19 protein-coding genes and 2 pseudogenes are annotated in these 24,610 nt (G+C 69.0%); 15 read left to right on the forward strand and 6 right to left on the reverse strand.

The features are described from left to right. Window positions 1-147 precede the first annotated feature (147 nt). The gene (gene edd / locus QNA08_RS18420) at window positions 148-1,965 is read right to left on the reverse strand and encodes a phosphogluconate dehydratase (protein WP_283742193.1); all 1,818 of its coding nucleotides are present in this window, start codon (window positions 1,963-1,965) and stop codon (window positions 148-150) included. 263 nt (window positions 1,966-2,228) lie between these two features. On the opposite strand from edd, the gene QNA08_RS18425 reads away from it, so the two are divergent. From QNA08_RS18425 to QNA08_RS18435, 3 genes are all read left to right on the forward strand, one after another. Next, window positions 2,229-2,699, forward strand: coding sequence for an aminoacyl-tRNA deacylase (locus QNA08_RS18425; protein ID WP_283742194.1), 471 nt, complete (start codon window positions 2,229-2,231; stop codon window positions 2,697-2,699). Between the two features lie 222 nt (window positions 2,700-2,921). Beyond that, window positions 2,922-3,902 (forward strand): TAXI family TRAP transporter solute-binding subunit, encoded by a 981-nt coding sequence (locus QNA08_RS18430; protein WP_283742195.1) that lies wholly within the window; start codon window positions 2,922-2,924, stop codon window positions 3,900-3,902. 83 nt (window positions 3,903-3,985) lie between these two features. Then, window positions 3,986-6,172, forward strand: coding sequence for a TRAP transporter permease (locus QNA08_RS18435; RefSeq protein WP_283742196.1), 2,187 nt, complete (start codon window positions 3,986-3,988; stop codon window positions 6,170-6,172). Between the two features lie 9 nt (window positions 6,173-6,181). Here QNA08_RS18435 and QNA08_RS18440 read toward each other — a convergent pair whose 3' ends face one another. After that, entirely contained in the window at window positions 6,182-7,054 is an 873-nt protein-coding gene (locus QNA08_RS18440; protein WP_283742197.1) for a LysR substrate-binding domain-containing protein, read from the reverse strand. A gap of 30 nt (window positions 7,055-7,084) precedes the next feature. Between QNA08_RS18440 and QNA08_RS18445 the strand changes: the two genes are divergently transcribed. The 4 genes from QNA08_RS18445 (at window position 7,085) to QNA08_RS18460 (ending at window position 13,164) form a co-directional block, all read left to right on the forward strand. Continuing rightward, entirely contained in the window at window positions 7,085-8,050 is a 966-nt protein-coding gene (locus tag QNA08_RS18445) for a DMT family transporter (RefSeq protein WP_283742198.1), read from the forward strand. Between the two features lie 275 nt (window positions 8,051-8,325). Continuing rightward, window positions 8,326-8,802 (forward strand): TetR family transcriptional regulator C-terminal domain-containing protein, encoded by a 477-nt coding sequence (locus QNA08_RS18450; RefSeq protein ID WP_283742209.1) that lies wholly within the window; start codon window positions 8,326-8,328, stop codon window positions 8,800-8,802. Beyond that, the gene (locus tag QNA08_RS18455) at window positions 8,799-9,881 is read left to right on the forward strand and encodes an efflux RND transporter periplasmic adaptor subunit (protein ID WP_283742199.1); all 1,083 of its coding nucleotides are present in this window, start codon (window positions 8,799-8,801) and stop codon (window positions 9,879-9,881) included. Before QNA08_RS18450 ends, QNA08_RS18455 begins: the two co-directional genes overlap by 4 nt. A gap of 154 nt (window positions 9,882-10,035) precedes the next feature. Further along, a complete protein-coding gene (locus tag QNA08_RS18460) occupies window positions 10,036-13,164 on the forward strand; it encodes an efflux RND transporter permease subunit (protein WP_283742200.1) in 3,129 nt (1,042 codons plus the stop codon). A 221-nt stretch (window positions 13,165-13,385) separates the two neighbouring features. On the opposite strand, the gene hppD is transcribed toward QNA08_RS18460, so the two are convergent. Further along, the gene (hppD, locus tag QNA08_RS18465) at window positions 13,386-14,510 is read right to left on the reverse strand and encodes a 4-hydroxyphenylpyruvate dioxygenase (RefSeq protein WP_283742201.1); all 1,125 of its coding nucleotides are present in this window, start codon (window positions 14,508-14,510) and stop codon (window positions 13,386-13,388) included. Window positions 14,511-14,605: 95 nt separating this feature from the next. Here hppD and QNA08_RS18470 point away from each other — a divergent pair, with 95 nt between their 5' ends. Together QNA08_RS18470 and QNA08_RS18475 are read left to right on the forward strand one after the other, a co-directional pair. Continuing rightward, a complete protein-coding gene (locus QNA08_RS18470) occupies window positions 14,606-15,115 on the forward strand; it encodes an Lrp/AsnC family transcriptional regulator (RefSeq protein ID WP_283742202.1) in 510 nt (169 codons plus the stop codon). 107 nt (window positions 15,116-15,222) lie between these two features. Further along, entirely contained in the window at window positions 15,223-16,068 is an 846-nt protein-coding gene (locus QNA08_RS18475) for a tellurite resistance TerB family protein (RefSeq protein WP_283742203.1), read from the forward strand. 9 nt (window positions 16,069-16,077) lie between these two features. On the opposite strand, the gene QNA08_RS19090 is transcribed toward QNA08_RS18475, so the two are convergent. After that, window positions 16,078-16,350 carry an Lrp/AsnC ligand binding domain-containing protein gene (locus tag QNA08_RS19090; protein ID WP_422679953.1) on the reverse strand — a complete coding sequence of 91 codons (273 nt, stop codon included), beginning with the start codon at window positions 16,348-16,350 and terminating at the stop codon, window positions 16,078-16,080. Between QNA08_RS19090 and QNA08_RS18485 the strand changes: the two are divergent. Continuing rightward, a pseudogene (locus QNA08_RS18485) lies at window positions 16,277-16,702 on the forward strand (isochorismatase family protein); the annotation flags it as partial. The gene QNA08_RS19090 and the pseudogene QNA08_RS18485 overlap by 74 nt on opposite strands. Window positions 16,703-16,714: 12 nt before the next feature. On the opposite strand, the gene QNA08_RS18490 reads toward QNA08_RS18485, so the two are convergent. After that, the gene (locus QNA08_RS18490) at window positions 16,715-17,899 is read right to left on the reverse strand and encodes a pyridoxal phosphate-dependent aminotransferase (RefSeq protein ID WP_283742204.1); all 1,185 of its coding nucleotides are present in this window, start codon (window positions 17,897-17,899) and stop codon (window positions 16,715-16,717) included. A gap of 189 nt (window positions 17,900-18,088) precedes the next feature. Between QNA08_RS18490 and QNA08_RS18495 the strand changes: the two genes are divergently transcribed. From QNA08_RS18495 to denD, 4 genes are read left to right on the forward strand one after another with little or no spacing between them, the layout of a single operon-like run. Continuing rightward, the gene (locus QNA08_RS18495; protein WP_283742205.1) at window positions 18,089-19,894 is read left to right on the forward strand and encodes an IlvD/Edd family dehydratase; all 1,806 of its coding nucleotides are present in this window, start codon (window positions 18,089-18,091) and stop codon (window positions 19,892-19,894) included. 44 nt (window positions 19,895-19,938) lie between these two features. Beyond that, entirely contained in the window at window positions 19,939-20,796 is an 858-nt protein-coding gene (locus QNA08_RS18500) for an isocitrate lyase/PEP mutase family protein (RefSeq protein ID WP_283742206.1), read from the forward strand. Between the two features lie 30 nt (window positions 20,797-20,826). Further along, on the forward strand, window positions 20,827-22,065 hold the full coding sequence (locus QNA08_RS18505) for an SDR family oxidoreductase (RefSeq protein ID WP_283742207.1): 1,239 nt from the start codon (window positions 20,827-20,829) through the stop codon (window positions 22,063-22,065). A 30-nt stretch (window positions 22,066-22,095) separates the two neighbouring features. Further along, window positions 22,096-23,079 carry a D-erythronate dehydrogenase gene (denD, locus tag QNA08_RS18510; protein ID WP_283742208.1) on the forward strand — a complete coding sequence of 328 codons (984 nt, stop codon included), beginning with the start codon at window positions 22,096-22,098 and terminating at the stop codon, window positions 23,077-23,079. 65 nt (window positions 23,080-23,144) lie between these two features. Here denD and QNA08_RS18515 read toward each other — a convergent pair whose 3' ends face one another. Continuing rightward, entirely contained in the window at window positions 23,145-24,083 is a 939-nt protein-coding gene (locus QNA08_RS18515; RefSeq protein WP_283742211.1) for a 2-hydroxyacid dehydrogenase, read from the reverse strand. Window positions 24,084-24,506: 423 nt separating this feature from the next. Here QNA08_RS18515 and QNA08_RS18520 point away from each other — a divergent pair. Continuing rightward, window positions 24,507-24,610: pseudogene (locus QNA08_RS18520) on the forward strand (sugar ABC transporter ATP-binding protein); the annotation flags it as partial.

Consider the following 24,610-nt stretch of genomic DNA (forward strand, 5'->3'; position numbering starts at 1 on the left):
GGCTGCGCTTCATGTCCTGGTCCTCTCAGTGGGCCAGAACGAACTTCAATCCGGATTAGATCGCAGGGGCAACGTCAGAAGAGATGGCCCCGCACATCAGTGCCCAACCGGCGGGTTCCTCCTCCCTAGCCAAACAGGCCAAGCCAGTCAGGCGGCGAAGACGTGCGCGCCGCTGTCGGCGGGACCGACGAGAGCACGGAAGCCCGAGAACAGTTCGCGCCCCACGCCCGCATGCGCCTCAGCGAGGTCGGCGGTGGCAGCCGTGCGCGCTGCGAGTTCGGCGGGATCGACGAGGACGTCGAGCCGCCCCGCGGCGGCGTCGAGGCGGACAATGTCCCCATCGCGGATGCGCGCGATGGCGCCGCCCACCGCCGCTTCGGGCGTGACATGGATCGCTGCCGGCACCTTGCCCGAGGCGCCCGACAGGCGCCCGTCGGTCACAAGGGCGACACGCTGGCCGCGGTCCTGCAGGACGCCGAGGGGCGGCATGAGCTTGTGCAGCTCCGGCATGCCGTTCGCCTTCGGCCCCTGGAAGCGGACGACCGCGACGAAGTCGCCCGTGAGCTCGCCGGCCTTGAAGGCCGCCTGAAGGGCCTCCTGGCTGTGGAAGACGCGTGCGGGCCCTTCGATCACGTGGCGCTCGGGGGCGACGGCGGAGGTCTTGATGACGGCGCGGCCGAGCGGGCCGTCGAGCACGCGCAGGCCGCCCGTCGGCTGGAAGGGCTGCCCGCAGCCGCGCAGCACGCTTTCGTCCCCGCTGCGGTTGGCCCCCTCGCGCCAGTGCAATTGCCCGCAGCCGTCGACCGGCTCGACGACATAGCCGTCGAGGCCGGTACCCCAGACGGTCGTCACGTCGCGGTGCAGGAGGCCTGCGGCAAGAAGCTCGCGAATGAGGAAGCCCATGCCGCCGGCGGCGTGGAAATGGTTCACGTCCGCCTTGCCGTTCGGATAGATGCGGCACAGGAGAGGCACGACCTCGGCGAGATCCGAGAAGTCGTCCCAGGTGAGGCTGATACCAGCGGCCGCCGCCATGGCGATCAGGTGGAGCGTGTGATTGGTCGAGCCGCCGGTCGCGTGCAGGCCGACGACGCCGTTGACGATGGTGCGCTCGTCCACCAGCCGCCCGATGGGCGTATATTCGTTGCCTTGCGCCGTGATGGCGAGGGCGCGCTGAGTCGCGGCGCGTGTGAGGGCGTCGCGCAGGGTGGTGCCCGGATTGACGCAGGACGCACCGGGCAGGTGCAGGCCCATGATCTCCATGAGCATCTGGTTCGAGTTCGCCGTGCCGTAGAACGTGCAGGTGCCCGGCCCGTGGTAGGACTGCGCCTCGGCCTCGAGCAGGGCATCGCGCCCCACCTTGCCCTCGGCGTGGAGCTGCCGGATGCGGGCCTTCTCGTCGTTGGGCAGGCCGGAGGTCATGGGCCCGGCCGGCACGAAGACGGCGGGCAGATGGCCGAAGGAGAGGGCGCCGATGAGGAGGCCGGGGACGATCTTGTCGCACACCCCGAGATAGAGCGCGGCGTCGAACATCTGGTGCGACAGGGCGATGGCGGTGGCCATGGCGATGACGTCGCGCGAGAAGAGCGACAGCTCCATGCCGGCCTCGCCCTGGGTGATGCCGTCGCACATCGCGGGCACGCCGCCGGCGACCTGGGCGACGGCGCCCGCCTCGCGCGCTGCGGCGCGGATCACGTCCGGAAAGCGTTCGAAGGGCTGATGCGCCGAGAGCATGTCGTTGTAGGCCGTGACGATGGCGAGGTTCGGCACGACACCCTCGCGCAGCGCAGCCTTGTCACCGGGAGCGCAGGCGGCAAAGCCGTGCGCGAGATTGGCGCAGCCGAGCCGGCGGCGGCGCGGTGCCGCGTCGGCGGCGGCCGCAATGCGCGCGAGGTAGCGGGCGCGGCTGTCGTGGCTGCGCCGCGCGATGCGCTCCGTCACCTCGGCGATACGGCTGTGAAGGGTCATGGTGGATCTCCAGCTTCGGCCGGAGCTTAGGGCGTCGACCGCGGTGGCGGCAATGCAACCACCTGGGGCGGTGGTCGCATCGGCTGCGGCCCGGCGGCGCGAAAAAGACGCTCGCAGCGCGCCGTAGGCAGTCCCGTCGCCGCCGGCTTCGTACTATAATTGTCAAAGCACCGGCCGCTCGGTCCGTCACGGGACGATGGCGGCATGCCATGCTTGCCACCTTCGGGGCGCGGACCGTCAGGCCCGGACGAGGGAGGCGTGCCATGGCTATTGCGATCACACTGGCCCAGTATCTGGGCAAACAGGGCATCTCCTACGACATCCTGGAACATCCGCGCACCCAGACGTCGGCGCGCACCGCCGAGGCCTGCCACGTGCCCGGGGACCGGTTGGCGAAGGGCGTCGTGCTGAAGGGCGAGAACGACTATGTCCTCGCCGTCCTGCCCGCGTCCTGCCACATCTCCTTCTCGGAGCTCCGCGCCCTCCTGGGCGAAGATGTGCGGATGGTGGACGAACCCGAGATGGGCATGCTGTTCCGCGACTGCGAGCAGGGCGCCGTGCCGGCGATCGGCGCGGCCTACGGGCTCCGTGTCGTGATGGATGACAGCCTGGCCAACGAGCCCGAGGTCTTCATCGAAGGTGGCGACCACTCGAGCATCGTGCGCCTGACCGGCGCCAGCTTCAACAAGCTGATGGCGGATGCCCGGCACGGGCGATTCGCGGCCCACATGTAAGCAATGCGGCGCGGCGGGCGGCTCGCCCGTCGCGCCTTCTCCGGATGTCTCGAGCCGAGCTCCCTGCCATTGCCGCGGCGAAGCAAGGGAAACCTGTCACTCTGGCGGCGCGAGCGGGCGCGGTGCCTGTCGCTCGCATGGACGCTCGCACAATTGCCGCTAATCTCTCCCGGCGAGGCCGGCCTTCGGCCGTGTGATCATCGTTGAGGAGAGATCGACGCAATGACTGGACTCTTCACCCGCCGCGACATCGCCCGCCTCGGTCTCGGCTTCAGCGCGGCGGCCGTCCTCGGCCGCCCGGCACTCGCGCAGGGCCCCGCCTTCTTCCGCATCGGCACCGGCGGCACGGCTGGCACGTATTATCCGGTTGGGGGGCTTATCGCCAATGCCGTCTCCAACCCGCCGAACCTCGTTGTCACGGCCCAGGCGGCGAACGGCTCGGTGGCGAACGTCAACGCCATCGCTTCGGGGGCGCTCGAATCCGGCTTCAGCCAGTCCGACGTGGCCTTCTGGGCCCACACGGGCACCGGCCTCTTCGAAGGCAAGGGCAAGGTGGATGACCTGCGCCTCCTCGCCAATCTCTATCCCGAGAGCATCCACCTCGTCGTGTCGAAGGCGGCCAACATCAAGTCGGTCGCCGATCTCAAGGGCAAGCGCGTGTCGCTCGACGAGCCGGGCTCGGGCACGCTGGTCGACTCCAAGATCATCCTCGCAGGCTGGGGGCTGAGCGAGAAGGACGTGAAGGCCGACTATCTCAAGCCCAACCAGGCGGCCGAGAAGATGCGCGACGGCGGCATGGACGCCTTCTTCTTCGTGGGCGGCTATCCGACGAGCGCCATCACCGAGCTCGCGGCCACGAGCTCGGGCATCGACCTCGTGCCGATCGACGGGCCGCAGGCCGACGAGATCCGCAAGAAACACGCCTTCTTCGCTGCCGACGAGATCCCGGCGGGCACCTACAAGGGCGTGGGCGCCACGAAGACGCTGGCGGTCGGAGCGCAGTGGGTCACGTCCGCCAAGGTGCCCGACGCCGTCGTCTACGAGATCGTCAAGGGCCTGTGGAGCGACAAGACGCGCGCGGCGCTCGATGCCGGCCACGCCAAGGGCAAGTTCATCCGCAAGGAGACGGCGCTCGCCGGCGTGGGCATCCCCGTTCATCCCGGGGCCGAGAAGTTCTACAAGGAAGCGGGCCTCCTGAAGTAAGGACAGGCCCATTCTCGTCTCCTCCGCCCCCGTCCGGTCGCCGGGTGGGGGCGTTCCTTGTCGTTTCGCTCAGGCCGCCCCCCATGACGGACAAGCCGCTGCCCGCCGATCTTGCCACGATCCCGGATCCGCAGTCACTCGAGGAGAAGTTCGATCCGGAGATGCGCTTCCGGCCGCTCCTGCCGGGCACGGCCTGGCTCGTGGCGGGGCTGCTCCTCGCGCTCTCCTCATTCCACTACTACACCGCGGGCTTCGGGCTTCTGCGCGAGACGACGCACCGCGGCATCCACATGGCCTTCGTCATCGGCCTGATCTTCCTCGTCTTTACGGCGCGGCAGGCGGACCGGGACAGGCTCGTGCCGGCGAGCTGGTACCGGCCCGGCGGCATTTCGCTCGTGGACTGGGCGCTCGCGGTCGCGGCGGCTGGCGCGAGCCTTTATGTCCCGTGGATCTTCGAGGATCTCGCCTTCCGCATCGGCAATCCCTCGCCCCTGGACGTCGCCATGGGGACGACGCTCATCGTCGTGCTGCTCGAGGCGACGCGTCGCGGCGTCGGCTGGCCGCTGCCCGTGATCGCCATCGGCTTGATGCTCTATGCCTATTTCGGCCCGTCGATGCCCGGCATCTTCAAGCATCCGGGGGCCTCGTGGGCGAATATCGTCAACCATCTCTACCTGACGAGCCAGGGCATCTACGGCGTGGCGCTGGGGGTGGTTGCAACCTACGTGTTCCACTACGTCCTCTTCGGCGTGCTGGCGACGCGCATCGGGCTCGGCAAGCTCTTCATCGACCTCGCGTCCTGCCTCGCCGGCCGCTATGCCGGCGGCCCGGCAAAGGTGTCGATCTTCGGCTCGGCGCTGTTCGGCATGATCTCGGGCTCGTCCATCGCCAATACGGTGACGGTCGGCTCGCTGACGATCCCGGCCATGATCCGCCTCGGCTACCCGCGCCACTTCGCGGCGGCGGTGGAATCGACGGCCTCGACCGGCGGGCAGATCACGCCGCCCATCATGGGCGCGGCCGCCTTCCTCATGGTCGAGTTCCTGGGCATCTCCTACACGAGCGTCATCCTCGCTGCCGTCGTGCCGGCCCTCATGCACTTCTTCGGCGTCTTCATGCAGGTGCATTTCGAGGCGAAGCGCTCGGGGATGCGCGGCATGCGTGCCGAAGAACTGCCGAACCCGGTGGCGGTGCTGCGCGAGGGCTGGCAGTCGCTCATGCCGCTCGGCGCCCTGCTGCTCGTGCTGTTCTCCGGCTTTACGCCCTATCTCGCCGCCTTCTGGGGCATCACGGCCTGCATCCTCGTCGGCGTCGTGCGCGTTCCGGCCGTGACCATCGGCTTCTTCGCCGTGCTCTGCCTCGCGGTTGCCGCGGGCGTGCTCACCGCACTCGCCGTCACCGTCCCGCTGCTTCTCGTGGTCGCGGCCTTCGCCGTTCGAGCCTGGCTCTCGGACGACGAGAACAAGGCACGCGTCATCGATCTGATCGACGCCTTCGTCGTCGGAGCGAAATATGCGATCTCCGTAGGCGCGGCGGCGGCAACTGTGGGCATCATCGTCGGCGTCGTCACCCTCACCGGCGTCGGCTTCAAGATCTCCTTCATCGTCACGACGCTGGCCGCGCAGATGGGCGAGGCGGTGCTTGCCGTGCTGCCCGGCGGGCTCCTGGAGCCGAAGAGCCTCACCCTGTTCTTCACACTCCTCATGACGGCCATCGTCTGCATTCTCCTCGGCTGCGGCGTGCCGACGACGGCCAACTACATCATCATGGTGACGGTCGCGGCGCCGACGCTCGGCATGCTGGGCGTGGTGCCAATCGTGGCGCATTTCTTCGTCTTCTATTACGGGGTGCTCGCCGACATCACCCCGCCGGTGGCGCTCGCGGCCTATGCGGGGGCGAGCATGGCCGGGGCTGACCCGTTCAGAACGGGCAACACGGCATTCCGGCTGGCTCTCGGCAAGGTGCTGGTGCCTTTCGTCTTCGTCTATGGCCCGGCTATGCTCATCGTCACGCCCGGCTTCACCTGGGCCGACTTCCTCGTCACGACCTTTGGCTGCGTTGCCGGCATCACGCTGCTGTCCGCCGCCTTCGCCGGCTATGCGCTGGCGCCGCTCGCCGGCTGGGAGCGCTGGCTCATCGGCATTGCCGCCCTGCCCACGGTCGCGCCCGGCCTGATGTCGACGCTCGCCGGCCTCGCCATGGCGAGCCCCGTCGCCGTGCGGCAGGTCCTCGCGGCGCGCACGATGCGGCCCTCACCGTCCATGGCGTGAGGGCCGCCGTCAGGCGGCGACGGAGGCCGGCGCGAGCTGCTCGCGCAGGTGACTTGCGAGGCGCCGGGCCGCGAGCGGCGCGGCCTTGGCCGTGAGGAGCCCGATGCCGACGTCGTGCAGCGGCGGCAGGCCCTCGGCCTCGCCGATGATGCGCAACTGCTCTGCAGGGATGGCGCTCTCCACGAGCGCCGTGACGCCCAGCCCCGTCCGGACAGCGAGCAGGATGCCCTGGGTCGAGGAGGAGGTATAGGCGACCCGCCACGCGCGGCCGACCCGGTTGAGCGCATCGAGGATGTCGGGACGGCAGCGGCAGCCCTCAGGGAAGAGCGCCAGCGGCAAGACCTCCTGAAGCTCCGGGCGATGGCCGCGAGCGGCGACCCACAGCACGGGCTCCCGGCGCAGCAGCTCGCCGAGCGGCCGCGCCGCATCGCGCGTGACCACCGCCACATCGAGCTCGCCCGCACCGACGAGCGCTTCGAGGCGATAGGACAGTTCGCAGCGCACCTCGAGCTCGACGCGCGGATGGGCGAGGACGAAACGCGAGATGAGCGGCTGGAGAAAGGCGTCGAGATAGTCGTCCGGGATGCCGAGCCGCACGCGCCCCGATGCCGCCGGCCCGCCCATCTCCACCATCGCGGCGTCGGCGATGGCGAGCATGCGCCGCGCATGGCCGACGAGCCGCTCGCCCGCGTCCGTGAGGCGTACGCCGCGCCGGTCGCGTTCCAGGAGCCGGTGACTGACCCGCCGCTCGAGCTCGGCGATGCGCAGCGACACAGCCGACTGCGAGCGACCGAGGCGCGCCGCGGCGGCGGTGAAGCTGCCCGCATCGACGACCGCCACGAGCATGGCGAGGGCTTCGAGATCGAGCGGCGGGCGTATCATCAGAACATCCAATGGATTCATTGAAAGCATATGTTATTCGGATATCACGGCCTGTGCTACGTCGGCGCGATCCTCGCCGCCGGGCCGATTGCCATGACCACTGCATCCTTCTCCCGACGCGAGGCCGAGCGGGCCTGGCCTGCCTTCGCGGGCCTTCTCGTGGGCGGTGTTGCCGTTGCCTTCGCCTCCATCCTCGTTCGTTTCAGTGAGGTGGGCTTCGGCGCGACCGGTTTCTGGCGGATGGTCTTCGCCCTGCCGGCGCTGGCGCTCTGGGCCCGGCTGGAGCCGGCCTCCGCATCCGCGTCGACGGCCGACGGGGGGCTGCGCGCCTCTCAGGCCATGGTGCTCGCCGGCGTCGCCTTCGCCATCGACATGGTCCTCTACAACGCGGCGCTGTCGCTCACCTCGGTGGCGAACGCGGTGATCCTGGTCAATCTCGCGCCGCTCGGCCTGGTGCTGGCGGCCTGGCTGTCCATGGGCGAGCGCTCGGACCGGCGCACCCTCGGGGGGCTTGCGCTCGCCTTCCTGGGGGCCTGTCTCCTCGTGGGGCGCGGCGGACCGGGCAACGGCGGCGCGCTCACCGGCGATGCGCTGGCGGTCGCGGCTGCCGCGGCCTACGGCGCCTATCTCTTCTGGGTCAAGGAGGCGCGGACGGAGAGCGGGTCGGGGCGTGTCGGCCTCGTGTCCTCGGCGGTTGCCGCCCTTGCATGCCTTGTGGTCGCTCTGCTCAGGGGCGAGACGCTCCTGCCGGGAACGACGGACGGATGGCTCGTGCTCGCTGCTCTCGGCGTCGGCTGTCACGCCTTCGGGCAGGGGCTGATGACCGTAGCCCTCGGGCGCCTGCCGGCCGCGGTCACATCGCTCGTCATCTTCCTGCAACCCGCCGTCACCGTATTGGCAGCCTGGCTGATCTTCGCGGAGGTGCCGACGGTGATGCAGTGGATCGGCGGGGTGCTCGTCATGACCGCCGTGGCGGGCGTGCGCCTGAAGCGGTGATGACAACGGCGGGGGGAAACGGAGGCGCTTGACGCCCGGTAACTTTCGTCACATAGGGAGAATGAACGTTCATTCTCGCCTGCTCCATGAAACAGGACGCCACTTCCCCGCTTGCCGGCGAGCCCGGCGTCGACCGCCGCGCCCGCATTCTCGATGCGGCCGAACGTTGTTTCGTGCGCAGCGGCTTCCATCGCACGACGATGCAGGACGTTGCGGCAGAGGCCGGCATGAGCCCCGGCAACCTCTACCGCTACTTTCCGTCGAAGGATGCGATCGTGGAGGGGCTGGCGGAGCGGGACCGCTGCGAGATGGCTGCGGACTTCGCGGCGATCGCCCATGCCGACGATTTCATGACGACGTTCCGGGCGTTGGGGCGCAAGCATTTCCAGGACGAGCCGCGCGGCAAGGCGATCCTCTGCCTTGAGATCTGGGCCGAGGCCACGCGCAACGCCACGATGGGCGAGATCACGCGGACCTTCGAACGCGAGGTCATGGGGCGCCTCGCGGCCCTCATCGAGGAAGCGCAGGGCCGTGGCGAGATCCCGTGCCAGGTCGATGCGCACGGCATCGCGGTGATCATCTGCACGCTGGGTGACGGGCTGTTCGTGCGGCGCGCCATTCTGCCGGACTTTGATGCCGAGGAGGAGGTCGGGCGGGTCCTGCACCTCATCGGCGCCCTGCTGAAGGGCGAGGCGAGTTTGGGTGAAGCGAATTTGCAACACGAACGTTGCGACGCGGAGGCGTCATCATGAAGGGCAGTCGAATTGCCGCGGCCGTCATCGTCGTGGCCGCCGCCGCGTGGATCGGTTCAGGCGTGATCGGCAAGGACGAGCGCAGGGCAGCCGAGGTGACGGCGGCGCTGCAGAAGAAGGAGGCGGAGGCCCCGCGCTTCCGCGTTTCGGTCGTGCCGGCCAAGGTCGAGATGCACGCCCGCCGCGTGGTCGTCTCCGGACGCACGGAGGCGGACAAGCGCGCCACTGCCGTCGCGCGCGCCCCCGGCGTCATCGTCGACCTCAAGGTGCGCCGCGGCGCGGTCGTCAAGACCGGCGACGTGGTCGCCGTGCTCTCCGACGAGGCGCGCGAGGCGATGGTCACTCAGGCCGAGGCCAAGCTCGAGCAACGCAAGATCGAGCTCAAGGCCAAGCTCAAGCTCATCGAAACAGGCAATTACCCCTCGATCAACAAGCCCCAGCTCGAGGCCGAGCTGCGCGCTGCCGAGGCGAGCCTCGCGCAGGCCGAGGCCGAGCGCGACAAGAGCCAGGTGCGCGCCCCGATCGATGGCATCGTCAACTCCGTTCCGGTCGAGAACGGCCAGGCGCTGCAGCCGGGAGCGAATGTCGCGGAGATCATTGCCCTCGATCCGATGCTCGCTGTCGTCGAGATCGCCGAGCGGCAGCTCGGCGGCGTCAGGGTTGGCGACTCGGCCACCGTCAAGCTCGTCACCGGGCAGAAGGCGGAGGGCCGGGTGCGCTTCATCGCGCCGACGGCGAGCGCCCAGACGCGCACCTATCGGGTGGACGTCGCGCTCAACAATCCGGACCTCTCCATCGCCGACGGCGTGACCTGCGAGGTCGCGCTGCGCCTCGCGCCCGCCGAGGCGGCGCGCGTGCCGCGTTCGGCGCTCACCTTCTCCGGCGAGGGCAAGCTCGGCGTGCGCACCGTCGGCAGCGACGGGAAGGTCGCCTTCGTGCCGGTCTCCATCGTCGAGGACAGCCTCGATCAGCTCTGGCTCGCCGGCGTCGCCGACGGCGCCAAGGTGATCGTCCAGGGCCAGGATTTCGTCAAGGAAGGCGAGCTCGTGGAGCCTGTCGCCGCGGGCAGCACCGCCTGACCGCGGCGAGAGCGCGCATGGTCCGATCTGCATTCGGTCGGAGCGCACGTCCTGCCTGTTGAGAATTGAAGCATGTTCCGCTGGTGCCGGCTTCGGGTCCGCCCGCTCCGGCGCCCACTGCGGCGAAAATGCTGCCAGCCGAGAGCCGAGCGTCATGGCCAATCCCGTCGACTACGCGATCTCGCACGCGCGCCTCACCATCGCCACGCTCCTCTTCCTGCTCATTGCGGGCTTCTCGGCCTACGTGTCGATCCCGAAGGAATCCGAGCCGGATGTCCGCGTGCCGATCATTTACGTCAACGTCACGCAGCGCGGCATCAGCCCGGAGGATGCCGAGCGGCTGATCCTGCGTCCCATGGAGACGCAGCTGAAATCGGTCGCCAACATCAAGGAAATGCGCTCGGCCGCCTATGAGGGGGGCGGCTACGTGCTCGTGGAGTTCGAGGCGGGCTTCGATTCCGCCAAGGCGCTGGCCGACGTGCGCGCCAAGGTGGACGACGCCAAGAGCGACCTGCCGCGCGATGCCGACGAGCCGAAGGTGCAGGAGGTCAATCTCTCCCTCTTCCCGGTTCTGGTGGTGACGCTCGGGGGAGACGTGCCGGAGCGCACGCTGCTGCGCCTTGCCCGCCAGAGCGAGACGGCGATCGAGCAGGTCCCCGGCGTGCTGTCCGCCGACCTGCGCGGCGCGCGCGACGAGGCGGTGGAGATCATCGCCGAGCCGATGCTGATGAAGAGCTACGGCATTTCGCTCGACCAGCTCGTCAATTCCTTTGCCGCGGGCAACAGCCTCGTTGCTGCCGGCGCGCTGGAGAGCGCCTCCGGCCGTTTCGCGGTCAAGGTGCCGTCGCTTATCGAACGGCCGGAGGACGTCCTGAAATTTCCCGTGGCGGCGACGGGCGCGGCCGCGGTGACGCTCGGCGACGTCGCCGAAGTACGCCCGACCTTCAAGGACGCGACGTCGATCACGCGCATCAACGGCAAGCCGGCGATCGCCATCGAGGTGGTCAAGCGCACGGGTGCGAACCTCATCGAGACAGTCGACAACGTGAAGAAGGTGGTCGGCGAGCTGCAGCGAACCTGGCCAGCGACGGTGCGGGTCACCTTCACGCAGGACAAGTCGAAGGACATCCGCTCGATGCTGCACGAGCTGCAGAACAGCGTCATCACCGCCGTTCTGCTCGTCATCGTCATCATGCTCGTCGTGCTCGGGGCTCGCGCCTCGATCTTCATCGGCATCGCCATTCCCGCCTCGTTCCTTGCCGGCATCCTCGGGCTGCAGCTTGCGGGGCTGACGGTCAACATCGTCGTCCTCTTCTCGCTCATCCTGGCGGTGGGCATGCTGGTCGACGATGCCATCATCGTTTCCGAATTCGCCGAGCGCCGCATGTCCGAGGGCATGCCGGCGCCGCAGGCCTATTCGCTTGCCGCCAAGCGCATGGCCGGGCCCGTCATCGCCGCCACGGCGACGCGGGTTGCCGCCTTCTCGCCGCTGATGTTCTGGCCGGGCATCGTCGGCGAGTTCATGAAGTACATGCCGCTGACTCTGATCGCGACGCTGTCGGCCTCGCTGATCGTCGCCCTGTTCTTCACGCCGACGCTCGGCGCCATGCTGGGGCGCGCGAGCCACGTGCAGGACGAGCGCATGGCCGAGCGCGGCCCCTACATGCGCACGGTCCGCCTGGCGCTGAAACATCCCTTCGCCACGCTCGGCCTGTCGGTGCTGCTGCTCGTCGGCGTCATCCAGGCCTACGGCCGCCTCGGCAATGGGGTGGAGTTCTTCCCCGACGTCGAGCCGGAATTCGCCCTGGTGCAGGTGCGCGCCCGCGGCAACCTGTCGATCGCGGAGAAGGACCGGCTTGTGCGCCAGGTCGAGGAAAGGCTCCTCGGCATGAAGGAGCTCGAGACCATCTACGCGCGCTCCGGCGAAGGCCAGCGCGGCTCCACGGAGGTGACCGAGGACACCATCGGCACCATCCAGTTCGAGTTCGTCGACTGGCGCGAGCGGCGCAAGTCCTCCGTCATCATGGACGAGATCCGCGCCAAGACGCAGGACATCCCCGGCGTCATCATCGAGGTGACGAAGCCGAAGGCGGGCCCGCCGACGGGCAAGCCCGTCACGATCCAGATCGCCTCGATCGATCCCGATCTTCTCTTCCCGGCGGCGCGCAAGGCGGCGGCCCTGTTGCGCGCCCGGTCCGACACGCGCGACGTCGACGACGGCCTGCCGCTGCCGGGCATCGACTGGCGCATCGACGTCGACAAGGCGGAGGCGGCCAAGTACGGCGCGAGCCCGCTGACCGTCGGCACGGGCGTGCAGCTCGTGACCAATGGCGTGAAGGTCGCCGAATACCGGCCGAACGACACCGACAAGGCTGTCGACATCCTCCTGCGTTTCCCGGAGAACCGCCGCAGCCTCGACCAGCTCGACGAACTGCGCATCAACACGGCCGCCGGCGCTGTGCCGATCAGCAATTTCATGGCGCGCCAGCCGGAGCAGAAGGTCGGGCTCATCAACCGCGTCGCCGGCCGGCGCGTCGTCACCGTCACCGCCAACGTGGCCGAGGGCGTGCAGACGGCGGCCGTGCAGCATGCGGTGATGCAGGAGCTCGCCAAGGCCGATCTCGGCCCGGGCGTGACCTTCAAGCTGAAGGGAGAGGACGAGGAGCGCGAGAAGGCGGGAGCCTTCCTCATGAAGGCGTTCGGCGCCGCGATCTTCCTGATCTTCGCCATCCTGCTCGCCCAGTTCAACAAGTTCACCAGCGTCTTCCTGGTGCTGTCGGCGGTCGTCCTGTCGACCATCGGCGTGCTCATCGGCCTGATGCTGATGGGACAGGCCTTCGGCGTGGTCATGACGGGCATCGGCGTCATCGCCAATGCCGGCGTCATCGTGAACAACAACATCGTGCTGATCGACACTTACGACCGCTTGCGGCATGAGGGATGGTCGGCCTACGACGCCATCGTCGAGACCTGCCGCGAGCGCGCCCGCCCGGTGGTGCTCACGGCGGTCACGGCCGTGCTCGGCGTGCTCGCCATCGCCTTCGGCATCAACATCGACTTCGTCACCCGTGCCGTCGACATCGGCGCGCCGTCGACGCAATGGTGGGTGCATCTGTCGACTGCGATCGTCTTCGGCCTCGGCTTCGCCACGGTGCTCACGCTCATCGTCACGCCGGCGGCGCTGATGGCGCTGGCGCGCATGGCTGAATGGCGGGAGACGCGCAAGCTGCGCCGTCGTGAGCGCAAGGCCGCCGAGAGCCCGGCAGGTGCCGCGGCGGAGTGAAGGGAGGACGCCGTCCCGGGACGGGACGGTTCCCCCGCGCGCCCAGGCAGGGGCGGTCGACAGGAAGGTTCCGGCAAAGTAGGGGAAGGGGGCAACGCGTCGTCACGCAGGAGCGGGCGACGGCCAGCGGCCTGTCGCTCGACGTGGAGGTCGTTCGCGCCTGACGCGACTGTGAGGGCGGTCGTTGGCGCGAGCGCCCCCGCACCGCCCTCGGACGGGTGCTACTCCGCCGCGTCCGGCACGTGCAGCACGCCGCGCCGGATCTGGTCCTCCTCGATCGACTCGAAGAGGGCGCGGAAGTTGCCCTCGCCGAAGCCCTCGTCACCCTTGCGCTGGATGAACTCGAAGAAGATCGGCCCGAGCACAGTGCCCGAGAAGATCTGCAGGAGCACCTTCGTCATGGTGCCGCCGCGTTCGCCCACCTTCACCGCGCCCTCGCCATCGATGAGGATGCCGTCCGCCTTCAGCCGTTCGAGCGGCTCGCCGTGGCCGGGTACGCGCGCGTCGACCTTCTCGTAGTAGGTGTCGGGCGGGGAGGGCATGAAGGGCAGGCCTTTGGCCCGCAGGTTTTCGACGGTCGCGTAGATGTCGCGGCTGCCGCAGGCGATGTGCTGGATGCCTTCGCCCTTGTAGTCCTTGAGGTATTCCTCGATCTGGCTCTTGTCGTCGACCGATTCGTTGATCGGGATGCGGATCTTGCCGCAGGGGCTCGTGATGGCGCGGCTGATGAGTCCGGTCAGCTTGCCCTCGATGTTGAAGAATCGGATCTCCTTGAAGTTGAAGAGCTTCTCGTAGAAGCCAGCCCACACGTCCATGCGGCCGCGGTGAACGTTGTGGGTCAGGTGGTCAATGTAATAGAGGCCGACGCCCTCCGGGCGCTGGTCCGCGCCGGGGATCGGCTCGAAATCGGCCATCCAGGCCTCGCCGCGCGGCACGAGATAGATGACGGAACCGCCGATGCCCTCGATGGCGCGCCCGTCGAGGGCGAGCACGCCGCGTGAGGTGTCGGCCGCCTTCGCTCCGAGTCCGAGCGCCCGGTCATAGGCATGTTGCGGGTCCACGACGCAGAAGCCGATGCCGACCGCGCAAGGTCCATGGGCGGCCTTGAAGGCCGTGGCATAGGAGTTGGGTTCGGCATTGGCGAGATAGCAGACATCGCCCTGTCGCCAGATGGTGACGGCACGCGACTTGTGCTTCGCCACGGGCGAGAAGCCCATGGTGCGGAAGAGGTCTTCGAGCTTGGCCGGCTCCGGGTGGGCGAATTCGACAAAGGCGAAGCCGTCGGTTCCCATCGGGTTCGAGTCACTGATCGTCGCCGGTGCCGCATCGTGCGGGAAGGGTCCCATGGTGTGCCTCCAGTTGCGAGCGTTTCCGAGCACAAGACTGCCGCCAGAGGCGTGCATGGTGCTTGCAAATTGCGGGTGTCCGCCGAAAATGATGCATGGTTCATGCGAAGGGCGGCGTGCAGATGCATGAAACAATCGATCTCGACGGATTCGATTGGCGCCTCTTGGCGGCGCTCCAGGACGATGCCTCGCTGACCAACGCGGCGCTCGCCGAGCGCATCGGCCTGTCGGCCTCGCAGGTGTCGCGTCGGCGGCAGCGTCTCGAAGCGGCCGGTGTCATTCGCGGCTACCGTGCCGACCTCGACGCGCCGCGGCTCGGCCTCGGCGTCACCGTCTTCATCCACGTGGCGCTCAACGCCCATTCGCGCGACAACGCGCGCCGCTTGCGCGATCTCGTGCATCTCACGCCGGCGATCCTTGAGGCGCATGCCCTGACGGGGGAGGCCGACTATCTGATGAAGGTGATGGTGGGCGACCTGCGCGAGCTGTCGCAGCTCGTCAATGACGTGCTCCTCCCGCACGAGGCCATCGCCCGCCTGCGCTCGGAGATCGTGCTCGAGACGTTGAAGGATGCGAGCGGCCTGCCGCTGCCGGGTCCGGGCTGAGGCGCGCCGCAAGGCTGCCGCGAAACTGCCGGGAAGACGCGTTTCCTCTGGCACCGTTCTGCGGACCACGGCACCACTCGGCCGCGGTCCAACCGGAGGAGATTGCGATGTTCGACGCCAAGAAGCTTCTCGACGTGCTGGTCGGCTCGGCCGCGGGCGGGGGCAAGTCCGCCACCGGCGGCCCGTCCAGCGGCCTCGGCGGCATGCTTGGCGATGTTCTCGGCCAGATGACCGGGGGCGGTGCAGGCTATCCCGCCGGGGGTGGCAGTGCGCTCGGCCGTGCGGCGGGCGGCGGACGGGCCGCCGGCGACCTCCTCGGCAAGGCGCTGGACTATCTCAAGACGCCGCGGGGCAATCTTGCCGCGAGCGCCGTCGTCGTCGGCCTCGCAGGCCTGCTCCTCGGCTCCAAGGGCGGGCGAAAGATCGCCAGTTCCGCGGCCAAGATCGGCGGTCTCGCCCTCATCGGCGGCCTCGCCTATGCCGCCTATCGCAACTGGCAGGCGGGTCAGGCGCCCGCGGCGCAGCCGGGAGAGGCAGAGGCCGTTGCCCTGCCCGCGCCGCAGTCCTCGCCGTTCAATGCTGATGCCGCCTCGCAGGATACGGCGCTGCTGCTCCTGCGCGCCATGATCGCCGCTGCGTCCGCGGATGGGCACGTCGACGACGCGGAGAGGAGGAGCATCATCGGGGGACTGAAGGAGGCCGGCTTCGACATGGAGGCGAGCCAGTTCCTCGACGCGGAACTCGCGCGGCCCGCTTCCGTGGCGGCGCTCGCCGCCGGCGCCGCGACGCCGGAGATCGCTGTCGAGGTCTATACGGCCGCTCGGCTCGCCATCGAGCCGGACGAGACGAGGGAGCGCGTCTTCCTGGCCGAGCTCGCGGGAGCACTGAAGCTCGATCCGCAGCTCGTCGCGCAGATCGACGCCGCTGCGGCGCAGGTCAAGCTGTCGGCCTGAACGCCGCCCTCATGATGCGGCACCGGCCGTGTCGACATGCGTGCGCAGCACCACGTAGGTGACCGCGCTCGCCACGCCCGATGTCGTAGCCACCTTGGCGCGCACGGCGTCGAGCGCGGCATTGGCCCCGCACTCGATCGTCAGCATCAGGTCGATCGGCCCGGCGCGGGAGTGACAGGCGACGATCTCGGGAATGCCGCTCAGCCGCGGTACCCCGTGCTCGCAGGTGCGGCCCGACAGCGTCGGGCCGCGGTCGACGCTTCGCCCCGGGCAGCCGGGCAATGCCTTTCGCCATGGCTTTGCGCCGATCGAGGGCGAGGCCCTGGTGACGAAGAGCGTCAACGCCGCCTTCATCGGCACGGATCTCGACCTGCGATTGCGACGCCTCGGCATCGGGACGATCGTCGCCTTCGGCATCTCGACCGACATGTGCGTGTCGACGACCGTGCGGGTCGGCGCCAACCTCGGCTATCGCATGATCGTCGTGTCGGATGCCTGCGACTGTTTCGATCTGCCCGACGGCCGGGGCGGAACGATCCCGGCGGAGGCCGTACATGCGGCGCACATCGCGACGCTCGGCTTCGAGTTCGCCGAGGTCGTGACGAGCGCGGACGTGATCGGCGCCCTCACCGGCGAACGGGCGGCCTCAGGCGGCCTTTCGCCGAGCCAGGAAGTCCCCCATCCGTTCGAGGGCCCGGGCGATGTTCTCGGTCGAATTGGCGTAGGACAGGCGGATGTAGCCCTCGCCGTGGATGCCGAAGTCGGGCCCGCCGATGGTGGCGACGCCCGCCTCCTCGAGGAGCGCGGAGGCGAGCGCCTTCGCTTTCCAGCCCGTGCGCGTGATGTTGGGGAAGGCATAGAAGGCGCCCTTCGGCGTGGCGCAGGTGACGCCCGGCAGGCGCTTGAGCCCGTCCACCACGAACCGCCGGCGGCGGTCGAACTCGGCCACCATCGCGGCCACGCAGTCCTGCGGGCCGGTGAGCGCGGCGAGCCCCGCCCATTGGGCGGCGGCATTGACGCAGGAATAGGAGTTGACGGCGAGCTTGCGCGCCGCCTCGTAGAGCGGCTTCGGCCAGACCGAATAGCCGAGCCGCCAGCCGGTCATGGCGTAGGTTTTCGACCAGCCGTCGAGCAGGATCAGGCGGTCGCGGATCGCCGGATACTGCAGGAGCGACACGTGCGCCTCGCCGTCGTAGGTCATCTGCGCGTAGATCTCGTCGGAGAGGACGGCAACGCGCGGATGGTCGGCGAGCCTCGCGACGAGCCTGTCGACCTCGGCCTTGGGCGTCACGCCGCCCGTGGGGTTGGCAGGGGAATTGAGGATGAGGAGCCGCGTGTGCGGCGTGATCAGGGCGAGCGTCTCCTCGGCCGAGAAGGAGAAGCCCCGGTCCTCGCGGATCGGCACCGGCACCGGTGTCGCGCCCGTGAACTCGATCATCGAGCGGTAGATGGGAAAGCCGGGATCGGGATAAAGGATCTCGGCGCCCGGCTCGCCGAACATCAGGATCGCCATGAACATGGTGACCTTGCCGCCGGGGACGATGAGGACCTCCTCGGGCGAAACCTCGACCGCGAGGCGCCGACCGAGGTCGGCGGCCACCGCCTCGCGCAGGGGCAGGATGCCGGTGGCCGGCGTGTAGCCGTGATGGTCGTCCCTGAGCGCCCTGACGGCCGCCTCCACGATGTGTGGTGGCGTCGGGAAGTCCGGCTGGCCGATGCCGAGATTGATGATGTCCCGCCCTTCGGCCGCAAGCGCGGTCGCCCGCGCGAGCACCGCGAAGGCATTCTCCTCACCAATGCGGCCGAAGGCCGGAACGATCGGCAGCGTCATCGTCCCTCCCGCACTCGTCGTCGCTGCGGCCGCATGGGTGGCAACCGAGCCTTGTGCCCGTCGCATGGGGCGGCGATTGATTTCACCTCGCATTTAGAGCGATGCTCGACTTGAAATCAAACCGGTTTAATTGATTTAAACCGGGGCGGCGGCAGGAAGGCGCCGCCAGCCGAGGGAAGGAAACAGCCGATGACCGCGCCGACCGGCGACCAGCGCCGCAAGCTTCGTTCGCGCCAGTGGTTCGACAACCCGGACAACCCGGACATGACGGCGCTCTATCTCGAGCGCTACCTGAACTACGGCCTGACGCGCGAGGAGCTGCAGTCCGGCAAGCCGATCATTGGCATCGCGCAGACGGGCTCGGACCTGTCGCCCTGCAACCGGCATCACATCGTCCTCGCCGAGCGCGTGCGCGAAGGCATCCGGGCCGCCGGCGGCGTGGTGATGGAGTTCCCCGTCCATCCCATCCAGGAGACGGGCAAGCGCCCGACGGCCTCGCTCGACCGCAACCTTGCCTATCTCGGCCTCGTCGAGGTGCTCTACGGCTATCCGCTCGACGGCGTGGTGCTGACCACCGGCTGCGACAAGACTACGCCGGCCTGCATCATGGCCGCCGCCACCGTGAACATCCCGGCGATCGTGCTGTCCGGAGGGCCGATGCTCAACGGCTGGTTCCGCGGTGAGCGCACCGGCTCCGGCACCATCGTGTGGAAGGCGCGCGAGCTGCTTGCCGAAGGCAGGATCGACTATGAGAAGTTCATCGAGCTCGTCTCGTCGTCGGCGCCGTCGGTCGGCCATTGCAACACGATGGGCACCGCCTCGACCATGAACTCGCTTGCCGAGGCGCTCGGCATGAGCCTGCCGGGCTGCGCGGCCATTCCCGCACCCTACCGCGAGCGGGCTCAGATCGCCTACGAGACAGGCAAGCGCATCGTCGAGATGGTGTGGGAGGACCTGAAGCCCTCCGACATCCTGACGCGGGAGGCTTTCGAGAACGCCATCGTCGTCAATTCCGCCATCGGCGGGTCGACCAATGCGCCCATCCACATCAACGCTATCGCCAGGCACGTCGGCGTCGAGCTGTCGGTGGAGGACTGGGAAGCCGTCGGCCACAAGGTGCCGCTCATCGTCGACCTGCAGCCGGCCGGCAAGTACCTCGGTGAGGAATATCACCGCGCCGGCGGCGTGCCGGCGGTCGTCAACGAGCTCATGAAGCACGGCCTCGTCCATGAGGACGCGCTGACGGTCAACGGCAGGACCATGGGCGAGAACTGCCGCGGCCGCGAGGCGGAGGACCGCGACGTCATCCGCACCTTCGAGACGGCGCTGATGCAGGATGCTGGCTTCATCGTGCTGCGCGGCAACCTGTTCGACAGCGCCATCATGAAGACGAGCGTGATCTCCAGGGAGTTCCGCGACCGCTACCTGTCGAACCCCGCCGATCCGAACGCCTTCGAGGGACGCGCCGTCGTCTTCGACGGGCCGGAGGACTACCACAGGCGCATCGAAGACCCCGCGCTCGCCATCGACGAGCACTGCATGCTCTTCATGCGCGGCGCGGGACCCATCGGCTATCCGGGCGCCGCCGAGGTGGTGAACATGCACGCCCCCTCCTACCTCCTGAAGAGGGGCGTCACCTCGCTTCCCTGCATCGGCGACGGGCGCCAGTCGGGCACCTCCGGCTCGCCGTCGATCCTCAACGCCTCGCCGGAGGCGGCGGCGGGCGGCGGCCTCGCCCTGCTCAAGACCGGCGATCGCGTGCGCATCGACCTCAACAAGCGCGAGGCGAACATCCTCGTCTCCGACGAGGAACTGGCCGCCCGCCGGGCCGAGCTGCAGAAACACGGCGGCTACAAGTTCCCCGCGAGCCAGACGCCCTGGCAGGAGATCCAGCGCGCGATGGTCGACCAGCTCTCGGAAGGCATGGTGCTGAAGCCGGCGGTGAAATACCAGCGCGTGGCCCAGACCTACGGCGTGCCGCGCGACAACCACTGAGGCCGTCCCGCGCCGGGAGCCGGGGCCGGACAGGGAGACGATCCGTGAGCACAATCCACGACCGGCGTCGCACCTTCCGCAAGCTGCACGAGGGGCCTGGGGCTTTCGTCATCCCCAACCCATGGAACGTCGGCACGACGCGCTACCTGCAGCATCTCGGCTTCAAGGCACTGGCGACGACGAGTGCCGGCATCGCCTTCCAGGATGGCCTGCCCGACGCCAACTGGGCGGTGCCGCGCGACGTGATGCTCGCGCATATTCGCGAGATCGTCGAAGCGACCGATCTGCCGGTGAACGCGGACTTCGAGTCGGGCTATGCGCACGAGCCGGAAGATCTCGCCGCCAATGTCCGCCTTTGCCTGGACACCGGGGTGGCGGGGCTGACGATCGAGGACGCGACCGGAGACCGCAATCGGCCGCTCTATCAGGAGGCCTTCGCGGCCGAGCGGATCGCCGCGGCGCGCTCCGCCATCGATGCATCTGCCACGGGTGTGCTGCTCACGGCGCGCACGGATCTCGCGGTCGGCGGGGATCCCCGTCGCTTCGACGATGCCCTGCGCCGCCTCGTCGCCTATGCCGAAGCCGGCGCGGACTGCGTCTATGCGCCCACCGGGGCGACGGCCGACGAGATCCGCACTCTCGTCGCAGCCGTCGCGCCGAAACCCGTGAGCGTCATCGTGTCGCCCGCGGTCGGCCTCAACGTGCGGGACTATGAGGCGCTGGGGGTCAAACGTGTGAGCGGCGGCTCGGCCCTGTGCCGGCTCGCCTGGGGGGCTTTCATGGCAGCGGCGGGGGCCGTAGCGTCCGGCTCCTTCGCGGCCTATGCCACGGCCGTCCCCTTCGAGGAGATCAACGAGTTCTTCCGGGCCGATCTGGCGCGTGGCCGGAGGCCTCTGCCATGAGGCGTGGCGGGGCCTGTCACACCAGCCCTGATGCCGGGGGAGCGTCGGCGTGAACAGTCCGCATGGTCTGCGGCGGGCTCAGGCACGGGATGTGCCGGCTCTCGTGCGGCTGCAGACGGCGGCCTATGCGCAGAACCGGACGCTCCCCGGTGTCAAGTCCTTGCCGATCACGGCCGACTGTCGCGCGATCTTCGCCGACTGCGAGATCTGGCTCGCCGAGGACGACGAGGGGCTGACCGGCGCCCTCATCCTTTCCTACGGGCGGGCGACCTCCTCATCTGGAGCCTCGCCACGGCGCCGCGCGTCCGCGGGGAGGGCCTCGGCAACCGCCTGCCCGCTGCCGCCGAGGAACGCGCCCGTGCGCTCGGCCTTTCGATGCTGCGGCTCTACACCGGCGAGAAGCTCGCCGCCAACGTCGCCCGGTACGCCCGGCACGGCTACGCGGTGGAGCGCATCGAGAAGCTGCCTGATCGCAGGCTCGTGCACATGACGAAAGCGATCGACGTGACGACGAAGGGGAGGACGATGGGACGTCTTAAGGGAAAGACCTGTCTGGTGACGGCGGCGGGGCAGGGCATCGGCCGGGCCTGCGCCGAACTCTTCCTGCGCGAAGGCGCCACGGTGGTGGCGACCGATCTCGATGCCGGCAAGCTCGCCGGGCTCGACGGGGCGACCTGTCGCCGGCTCGATGTCCGCTCCACGCAGGCCGTCGAGGCGCTGGCCGCGGAATTCGGAACGGCCGACGTGCTCGTCAATGCCGCCGGCTTCGTGCACCACGGCACTGTGCTCGACTGTTCGGACGAGGACTGGGAGTTCTCCTTCGACCTCAACGTCAAGTCGATGCACCGCACGATCAAGGCCTTCCTCCCGGGCATGCTCGCCAAGGGCCACGGCTCCATCGTCAACATCGCCTCCGGTGCCTCGTCCGTGCGCGGCATCCCGAACCGCTACGTCTACGGCGCGACGAAGGCGGCGGTGATCGGCCTGACCAAGGCGGTGGCGGCCGACTTCATCAAGAAGGGCGTGCGCGCCAATGCCATCTGCCCCGGCACCATCGAGTCGCCGTCGCTCGAGGAGCGCATCGCGACGCTCGCCCGGAACACGGGCCAGAGCATCGAGGCCGTGCGCCAGGCCTTCATCGACCGCCAGCCCATGGGCCGGCTCGGCACGGCCGAGGAGGTGGCGTGGCTTGCCGTGTATCTCGCGTCCGACGAGTCGCGCTACACGACGGGCCACATCCATCTGGTCGACGGCGGCTTCGCGCTGTGAGCGCCAGCAGGGGTAGAGGAGCGAGCTGACATGCATATTCTCGTCATCGGCGCGGCCGGCATGGTCGGCCGCAAGTTCGTCGAGCGGCTCGCGACAGACGGCCGTCTCGGCGCCAAGCCCATCGCGCGCATGACGCTGCACGACGTGGTCGCACCCGCGGCGCCGGCCGGCGCCCCCTTTGCGGTCGAGACCGTCGCGTCCGATTTCTCGCTCCCGGGCGAGGCGGAGAAGCTCGTCGCCGGTCGGCCCGACCTCATCGTGCATCTCGCCGCGATCGTGTCCGGCGAGGCCGAGGCCGACTTCGACAAGGGCTACCGTATCAACCTCGACGGCACGCGCCATCTCTTCGACGCGATCCGCCGCATCGGCGACGGCTACAGGCCGCGCGTGATCTTCACCTCGTCGATCGCCGTGTTCGGCGCGCCCTTCCACGATGCCATCGACGACGAGTTCTTTCTCACTCCGCTGACGAGCTACGGCACACAGAAGGCGATCGGGGAACTGCTGCTCGCCGACTACACGCGCCGCGGCTTTTTCGACGGCATCGGCATCCGCCTGCCGACGATCTGCGTGCGTCCGGGCAAGCCGAACAAGGCGGCCTCCGGCTTCTTCTCGGGCATCATCCGCGAGCCGCTCGCCGGTCAGGAGGCCGTCCTGCCGGTGCCCGACACGGTGCGCCACTGGCATGCGAGCCCGCGCGCGGCGGTCGGCTTCCTCCTGCACGCTGCGACGATGGACACGGCGGCTATCGGCCCGCGCCGCAACCTGACCATGCCGGGCGTGTCGGTGACGGTCGCCGAGCAGATCGAGGCCCTGCGCAAGGTGGCGGGCGACAAGGTCGTCGCGCTGATCCGGCGCGAGCCGGATCCGGTCATCGCCGGGATGGTCGCCGGCTGGCCGCGCAACTTCGATCCGCAGCGGGCGCTGGCGCTTGGCTTCAAGGCGGACGACAGCTTCGAGGCCATCATCCGCGCCCATATCGAGGACGAACTCGGCGGCCGCATCCCCGCCTGACGGCAGGAGGTTCTCGGCGTGGCCGCCCCGCTCGTGGCAAAGCGGCTGCGTCGGGCGTCACGCGTTCAGCGCGGCCAGGGCGTCTCGGGCACGGGCGTGAGCGGACCCTTGCCGTCGAACCAGGAGACGATGTTGTCGACGACGAGCTGGCCCATGGCGTTGCGCGTGTGAACCGAGGCCGAGCCGATGTGCGGCAGCAGCACGACATTGTCCATGGCGATGAGCTCGGCCGGGACGCACGGCTCGTCCTCGAAGACGTCGAGGCCGGCGGAGAGGATGGTACCCTTGGCGAGCGCCGCGATCAGCGCCCGCTCGTCGACCACCGAGCCGCGCGCGACGTTGACGAGGATGCCCTGCGGGCCGAGAGCCTCGAGCACCGCGGCGTCCACCAGATGTCTCGTTTCTGTGCCGCCGGGCGCGACGATCATCAGGATGTCGACCGCCTTCGCCATTTCGACGAGCGAGGGAAAGTAGCGGTAGGCCACGTCCGCCTGTCGGCTGCGGCCGTGATAGGCGATATCGAGGCCGAAACTCTCGCAGCGCTTGGCGATCGCCTTGCCGATGCGGCCGAGCCCGAGGATGCCGATGGTGCGGTCGCGCAGCGTCGGCGACAGCGGATAGGGCTTCTCCAGCCACCGGCCGGCCCGGAGATAGCGGTCGGCCTGCGGAATCTGGCGTACCGTGGCGATGAGCAGGCCGAGGGCGAGATCGGCGACCTCCTCGGTGAGCACGTCGGGTGTGTTGGTGACGACCACCCCTCTTCCCGCGGCGGTCCGAACGTCGACGCCGTCGTAGCCGACACCGAAATTGCCGATGATCTCGAGCTTCGGCAGCCGCTCGATGAGCGCACCGTCGAGCACGGCCGCGCCGCCGGCGAGAGCGCCGCGCACACGCGGGGCGATCTCGGCAAGCAAGGCGTCCTTGTCGCTCGCCTCCCACAGGCGGTGTAGCGTGAAGCGCTTCTCCAGTCCCTCGACGATGAGGGGCATCATCGGTCGCACCATCAGGATGTCGGCGGTGGTGGTGTCGGGTCGGCTCACGGGCGTTCTCCTTCTCGCATCTTGCGCGGTCCGCGGCAGCGGCACGGCGTTGACTTAAACGATTGAATTCCTCCGAGCCTCTGTCTAACCTCCTTTGCGGATGGTCGTCGAGAACGATCGCCCGAAGACGAGAGCGGCGCGGCGCCCGTGGGGCCGACGCCGCCGGCAAGCAATGGCGGCGGCAGCATCACGTCCGACGCCGGAGGAAACGCGGGACGTGGCGCTGGCATGAGCCTCGATCCTTCATTGCGTTCGGTCGCCCTTGGGGCGCATGCTGTGCCGTGGTGCGGCACGGAGCGCTCGCCTATGCCTGCGGGCATGGGGCCATCCCGAACGCGTGAGGGCTCCAGCCGGCGCCCCGGGTGCTGAGAGGGACGAGCCGAGACCATGGCGTCGGTCGAAATTCGTGACGTGCGCAAGGCGTTCGGCGCCGCGCAGATCCTGCACGGGGTGTCGATTGACATCGCGGACGGAGAGTTCGTGATCCTTGT

It is taken from the genome of Chelatococcus albus (assembly GCF_030067675.1).
GTDB classification, from domain to species: domain Bacteria; phylum Pseudomonadota; class Alphaproteobacteria; order Rhizobiales; family Beijerinckiaceae; genus Chelatococcus_A; species Chelatococcus_A albus.

Excerpts from the sequence above, each read along its gene's own strand:
- QNA08_RS18515 (WP_283742211.1), bottom strand. The coding sequence starts at position 24,083 with ATGGTGCGACCGATGATGCCCCTCATCGTCGAGGGACTGGAGAAGCGC.
- QNA08_RS18440 (WP_283742197.1), bottom strand. The coding sequence starts at position 7,054 with ATGATACGCCCGCCGCTCGATCTCGAAGCCCTCGCCATGCTCGTGGCG.
- QNA08_RS18430 (WP_283742195.1), top strand. The coding sequence starts at position 2,922 with ATGACTGGACTCTTCACCCGCCGCGACATCGCCCGCCTCGGTCTCGGC.
- hppD (WP_283742201.1), bottom strand. The coding sequence starts at position 14,510 with ATGGGACCCTTCCCGCACGATGCGGCACCGGCGACGATCAGTGACTCG.
- QNA08_RS18460 (WP_283742200.1), top strand. The coding sequence starts at position 10,036 with ATGGCCAATCCCGTCGACTACGCGATCTCGCACGCGCGCCTCACCATC.
- QNA08_RS18495 (WP_283742205.1), top strand. The coding sequence starts at position 18,089 with ATGACCGCGCCGACCGGCGACCAGCGCCGCAAGCTTCGTTCGCGCCAG.
- QNA08_RS18435 (WP_283742196.1), top strand. The coding sequence starts at position 3,986 with ATGACGGACAAGCCGCTGCCCGCCGATCTTGCCACGATCCCGGATCCG.
- QNA08_RS18455 (WP_283742199.1), top strand. The coding sequence starts at position 8,799 with ATGAAGGGCAGTCGAATTGCCGCGGCCGTCATCGTCGTGGCCGCCGCC.
- QNA08_RS18445 (WP_283742198.1), top strand. The coding sequence starts at position 7,085 with ATGTTATTCGGATATCACGGCCTGTGCTACGTCGGCGCGATCCTCGCC.
- denD (WP_283742208.1), top strand. The coding sequence starts at position 22,096 with ATGCATATTCTCGTCATCGGCGCGGCCGGCATGGTCGGCCGCAAGTTC.
- QNA08_RS18470 (WP_283742202.1), top strand. The coding sequence starts at position 14,606 with ATGGTTCATGCGAAGGGCGGCGTGCAGATGCATGAAACAATCGATCTC.
- QNA08_RS18490 (WP_283742204.1), bottom strand. The coding sequence starts at position 17,899 with ATGACGCTGCCGATCGTTCCGGCCTTCGGCCGCATTGGTGAGGAGAAT.
- QNA08_RS18475 (WP_283742203.1), top strand. The coding sequence starts at position 15,223 with ATGTTCGACGCCAAGAAGCTTCTCGACGTGCTGGTCGGCTCGGCCGCG.
- QNA08_RS18425 (WP_283742194.1), top strand. The coding sequence starts at position 2,229 with ATGGCTATTGCGATCACACTGGCCCAGTATCTGGGCAAACAGGGCATC.
- QNA08_RS18505 (WP_283742207.1), top strand. The coding sequence starts at position 20,827 with ATGCCGGGGGAGCGTCGGCGTGAACAGTCCGCATGGTCTGCGGCGGGC.
- edd (WP_283742193.1), bottom strand. The coding sequence starts at position 1,965 with ATGACCCTTCACAGCCGTATCGCCGAGGTGACGGAGCGCATCGCGCGG.